The following is a 4,149-nucleotide window of genomic DNA, read 5'->3' on the forward strand; positions in this document are numbered from 1 at the left end:
TTTCTGGTGCGTACCGGGCTGAGAGGCGGTGTAAGTGAACTGTAGTTGCCATGTTTTACGGCAATGAGAGCAGAGATAGCGCTGATGTCCGGCAGTGCTTTTGCCGTTACGCACCACGCCTTCAGTAGCGGAGCAGGAAGGACATCTGATGGAAATGGAAGCCACGCAAGCACCTTAAAATCACCATCATACACTAAATCAGTAAGTTGGCAGCATTACCCACTCTTCCTATGAGCAAAGCGAAGACAAAACATGTTATCGCGTTTACGGATCGTGGATGGCAGAAAACTTTCAGGATCAGGTATCCATTTTAAACCAGAAATAGGGTGAGTTTGTCCCATCCATGCCCCACGCGGGCAGATGGGATGTAATTACCAACAGGTTACAAAACCTACACCTGCATGGACATCACTTCCTGATACGCCGCCACCAGCTTATTACGCACCTGAATCCCCATTTGCATAGAAACTGAGGCTTTTTGCATATCGGTCATCACATCGTTTAACGCCACGCCGGGTTCACCGAGGGTGAATTTTTCTGCCTGCGTGCGGGCGGCTGTTTGTGTATCGCTTATGCGATCGAGCGCGGCGTGCAGCTGCCCGGCAAAACTAATGGTCGGTTGCGGCAGTGAATCCTGCGCACGCGCACTCATCGCCGTAGCCTGTAACTGGCTGATAACCCCTTCAATCCCCTGTATCGCTGACATTTTCGTCTCCTGGATAATTTCTGGTAGCAAAGCCTACCAGTAAGTCAATAAGACAAAGGCGCTAAATAGCAACAAAAAAACGGGTTTATTGGCGGATAGAAAAAAACGAAAGCACAAATAATGGCAGCGTCAATTTTTCGAGTTTGCTGACCCGGGAGTGAGTCTTGTTCCACTTTGCCAATAACGCCGTCCATAATCAGCCACGAGGTGCGCGATGAATGCGACTGCAGCCCAGACAAAATCTCTTGAGTGGCTTAATCGCCTGCGTGCGAATCCGAAAATTCCATTGATTGTTGCCGGTTCCGCGGCAGTGGCGGTCATGGTCGCACTGATCCTGTGGGCGAAAGCCCCCGACTACCGCACATTATTCAGCAATCTTTCCGATCAGGATGGTGGCGCAATTGTCAGCCAACTGACGCAAATGAATATTCCTTACCGCTTCAGCGAAGCCAGCGGCGCTATTGAAGTTCCGGCAGATAAAGTTCACGAGCTGCGTCTGCGCCTGGCGCAACAAGGTTTGCCCAAAGGCGGCGCGGTCGGTTTCGAACTACTCGATCAGGAAAAGTTTGGTATCAGCCAGTTCAGCGAACAGGTGAATTATCAGCGGGCGCTGGAAGGCGAGCTTTCTCGTACCATCGAAACTATCGGCCCGGTAAAAGGGGCGCGCGTACATCTGGCAATGCCGAAACCGTCTTTATTCGTCCGTGAACAAAAATCCCCTTCTGCATCGGTGACGGTAAATCTATTACCCGGCCGCGCACTCGATGAAGGGCAAATTAGCGCCATTGTACATCTGGTTTCCAGCGCGGTTGCTGGTCTGCCGCCGGGGAACGTCACGCTGGTGGATCAGGGTGGACATCTGTTAACCCTGTCCAATACCAGCGGGCGCGATCTTAATGACGCTCAGTTGAAATATGCCAGCGATGTCGAAGGCCGGATTCAGCGGCGTATTGAAGCGATCCTGTCGCCAATTGTTGGTAACGGTAATATTCACGCCCAGGTCACGGCGCAACTGGACTTCGCCAGTAAAGAACAAACGGAAGAACAGTATCGCCCTAACGGTGATGAATCTCATGCGGCGCTTCGTTCACGCCAGCTTAATGAGAGCGAGCAAAGCGGTTCCGGTTATCCGGGCGGCGTACCGGGGGCGTTGTCGAATCAACCGGCACCTGCGAATAACGCGCCAATCAGCACGCCTCCGGCAAATCAAAATAACCGCCAGCAGCAGGCGAGCACCACCAGCAATAGCGGGCCGCGTAGCACACAGCGGAATGAAACCAGTAACTACGAAGTCGATCGCACCATTCGTCATACCAAAATGAACGTGGGCGATGTGCAACGTCTGTCAGTCGCGGTAGTGGTAAATTACAAAACCTTGCCAGACGGTAAACCATTGCCTCTCAGCAACGAACAGATGAAGCAAATTGAAGATCTGACCCGCGAGGCGATGGGCTTTTCTGAAAAACGCGGTGACTCGCTCAATGTCGTTAACTCGCCGTTCAATAGCAGTGACGAAAGCGGCGGAGAACTGCCGTTCTGGCAACAGCAAGCGTTTATCGATCAGTTGCTGGCTGCCGGTCGCTGGTTGCTGGTACTGCTGGTGGCGTGGCTGCTGTGGCGGAAAGCGGTACGCCCGCAGTTAACAAGTCGCGCCGAGGCGATGAAAGCTGTACAGCAACAGGCGCAGGCCCGTGAGGAAGTGGAAGATGCGGTGGAAGTCCGCCTGAGCAAAGACGAACAACTCCAACAACGACGCGCTAACCAACGTCTGGGGGCAGAAGTCATGAGCCAGCGTATCCGTGAAATGTCTGATAACGATCCGCGCGTGGTGGCGCTGGTCATTCGCCAGTGGATAAATAACGATCATGAGTAACCTGACAGGCACCGATAAAAGCGTCATCCTGCTGATGACCATTGGCGAAGACCGGGCGGCAGAGGTGTTCAAGCACCTCTCCCAGCGCGAAGTGCAAACCCTGAGCGCTGCAATGGCGAACGTCACGCAGATCTCCAACAAGCAGCTAACCGATGTGCTGGCGGAGTTTGAGCAAGAAGCTGAACAGTTTGCCGCACTGAATATCAACGCCAACGATTATCTGCGTTCGGTATTGGTCAAAGCTCTGGGTGAGGAACGTGCCGCCAGCCTGCTGGAAGATATTCTCGAAACTCGCGATACCGCCAGCGGTATTGAAACGCTCAACTTTATGGAGCCGCAGAGTGCCGCCGATCTGATTCGCGATGAGCATCCGCAAATTATCGCCACCATTCTGGTGCATCTGAAGCGCGCCCAGGCCGCCGATATTCTGGCGTTGTTCGATGAACGTCTGCGCCACGACGTGATGTTGCGTATCGCCACCTTTGGCGGCGTGCAGCCAGCCGCGCTGGCGGAACTGACCGAAGTACTGAATGGCTTGCTCGACGGTCAGAATCTCAAGCGCAGCAAAATGGGCGGCGTGAGAACGGCAGCCGAAATTATCAACCTGATGAAAACTCAGCAGGAAGAAGCCGTTATTACCGCCGTGCGCGAATTCGACGGCGAGCTGGCGCAAAAAATTATCGACGAGATGTTCCTGTTCGAAAATCTGGTGGATGTCGACGATCGCAGCATTCAGCGTCTGTTGCAGGAAGTGGATTCCGAATCGCTGTTGATCGCGCTGAAAGGGGCCGAGCAGCCACTGCGCGAGAAATTCCTGCGCAATATGTCGCAGCGTGCCGCCGATATTCTGCGCGACGATCTCGCCAACCGTGGTCCGGTGCGTCTGTCGCAGGTGGAAAACGAACAGAAAGCGATTCTGCTGATTGTGCGCCGCCTTGCCGAAACTGGCGAGATGGTAATTGGCAGCGGCGAGGATACCTATGTCTGATAATCTGCCGTGGAAAACCTGGACGCCGGACGATCTCGCGCCACCACAGGCAGAGTTTGTGCCCATGGTCGAGCCGGAAGAAACCATCATTGAAGAGGCCGAACCCAGCCTTGAGCAGCAACTGGCGCAACTGCAAATGCAGGCCCATGAGCAAGGTTATCAGGCGGGGATTGCCGAAGGTCGCCAGCAAGGTCATGAGCAGGGCTATCAGGAAGGACTGGCCCAGGGGCTGGAGCAAGGTCTGGCAAAGGCGAAGTCTCAACAAGCGCCAATTCATGCCCGGATGCAGCAACTGGTCAGCGAATTTCAAACTACCCTTGATGCGCTTGATAGTGTGATTGAAGTGGTCAACAAAAACTGGCCACCGAGTTAGAGTTTTTCCAGTATCGATTTTCCGATTCGTTTGGGGGTAACCCACCGTTATATTCGTGCGGTCTTAGTGCGCTGTAATATCCAACGATATAGTCCGTTATGGCGTGAGCTGCCTCGCTGAAGCTTACGTAACCCACCACCGGCATCCATTCGTTCTTCAGACTCCTGAAGAAGCGTTCCATTGGGCTGTTATCCCAGCAGTTTCCGCGC

General features: G+C 53.8%; 5 protein-coding genes and 1 pseudogene. 3 read left to right on the plus strand and 3 right to left on the minus strand.

The genetic code is table 11. The features are described 5' to 3' along the window. The coding region (locus BHE85_RS11325) for an IS1 family transposase (RefSeq protein WP_047664789.1) at positions 1-165 on the minus strand (165 nt) is incomplete at its 3' end. A 226-nt stretch (positions 166-391) separates the two neighbouring features. After that, the gene (gene fliE, locus BHE85_RS11330; RefSeq protein ID WP_001274295.1) at positions 392-706 is read right to left on the minus strand and encodes a flagellar hook-basal body complex protein FliE; all 315 of its coding nucleotides are present in this window, start codon (positions 704-706) and stop codon (positions 392-394) included. A 214-nt stretch (positions 707-920) separates the two neighbouring features. On the opposite strand from fliE, the gene fliF reads away from it, so the two are divergent. The 3 genes and pseudogenes from fliF to BHE85_RS11345 all read left to right on the plus strand — a co-directional run. Continuing rightward, entirely contained in the window at positions 921-2,579 is a 1,659-nt protein-coding gene (gene fliF / locus BHE85_RS11335) for a flagellar basal-body MS-ring/collar protein FliF (RefSeq protein ID WP_000994411.1), read from the plus strand. Beyond that, positions 2,572-3,567, plus strand: a complete 996-nt coding sequence (gene fliG / locus BHE85_RS11340; protein ID WP_000067950.1) for a flagellar motor switch protein FliG — start codon at positions 2,572-2,574, stop codon at positions 3,565-3,567. The genes fliF and fliG overlap by 8 nt, the downstream gene beginning before the upstream one ends. Further along, positions 3,560-3,907: pseudogene (locus tag BHE85_RS11345) on the plus strand (FliH/SctL family protein); the annotation flags it as partial. The gene fliG and the pseudogene BHE85_RS11345, both read left to right, overlap by 8 nt. A gap of 7 nt (positions 3,908-3,914) precedes the next feature. Here BHE85_RS11345 and BHE85_RS11350 read toward each other — a convergent pair. Then, on the minus strand, positions 3,915-4,149 hold a 235-nt coding region (locus BHE85_RS11350), incomplete at its 5' end, for an integrase core domain-containing protein (RefSeq protein ID WP_146627965.1).

The sequence above is a fragment of the Shigella sp. FC1567 genome (assembly GCF_001743015.1).
Taxonomy (GTDB): domain Bacteria; phylum Pseudomonadota; class Gammaproteobacteria; order Enterobacterales; family Enterobacteriaceae; genus Escherichia; species Escherichia coli.

Excerpts from the sequence above, each read along its gene's own strand:
- fliF (WP_000994411.1), top strand. The coding sequence starts at position 921 with ATGAATGCGACTGCAGCCCAGACAAAATCTCTTGAGTGGCTTAATCGC.
- fliG (WP_000067950.1), top strand. The coding sequence starts at position 2,572 with ATGAGTAACCTGACAGGCACCGATAAAAGCGTCATCCTGCTGATGACC.
- fliE (WP_001274295.1), bottom strand. The coding sequence starts at position 706 with ATGTCAGCGATACAGGGGATTGAAGGGGTTATCAGCCAGTTACAGGCT.